1 protein-coding gene is annotated in these 657 nt (G+C 56.9%); it reads left to right on the top strand.

Annotation, left to right across the window (positions count from 1 at the left end):
* Positions 1-217: 217 nt before the first annotated feature.
* Positions 218-657: TPM domain-containing protein (locus NW853_RS12270; protein WP_414349143.1), on the top strand; the 440-nt coding region annotated here is incomplete at its 3' end.

Here is a 657-nt window from a genome sequence, read left to right as displayed (position 1 = left end):
GGGGTGAGGGGGTGTTCGTCTCATTGGTATTCGGGATAACTTTGGAAGTGGTTGCGTTCTTGACACTCCCACCGCCTAAAGGGGGGGATTCTTACGCAGTCCACAAACGAGCCCGTAAAGGCACTGTCAAGACGCCTCTAGACAGTTCCGTGTTGCAGATGCATCTCCATCCGAAGGGGCTGTGCTAAAACCAAGGCAGCGCTCAGCCAGGTGAGCCATGCCAAAAGTTTGGGCGGCAGTCTTGCTCAGTGTATCGCTGTGGATCCCGCAGCCTGCTTGGGCAATTACCCTCGAACAAGTGCCCAACCCCCGCCGCCAGTATGGAGGATGGGTTTCCGACACCGCCAACATCCTCAGCAGCAGCACTGAAAACGAGCTCAACCGTCTCCTCACCCAGCTTGAGCAGCGTACCACTGCCGAGATGGCAGTGGTGACGGTACCCAATACTCAGGGATATGCCACGCCGAAAGCGTTCACCACGCAGCTATTTAACTACTGGGGCATTGGCAAGGCCGGTCGCAACAACGGCGTGTTGTTTCTCATCTCGGTAGGGGATCGGCGGGTGGAAATTGAAACCGGCAGGGGTTTGGCCACCATCCTTCCCGACAGCCGCGTTCAGCAGATTATCGACCAGCAGATCCTGCCCAAGTTTCGCAA

The organism is Synechococcus sp. H55.11, from assembly GCF_047462475.1.
GTDB lineage: Bacteria > Cyanobacteriota > Cyanobacteriia > Thermostichales > Thermostichaceae > Thermostichus.
This window is presented reverse-complemented; position numbering and strand designations above follow the sequence as displayed.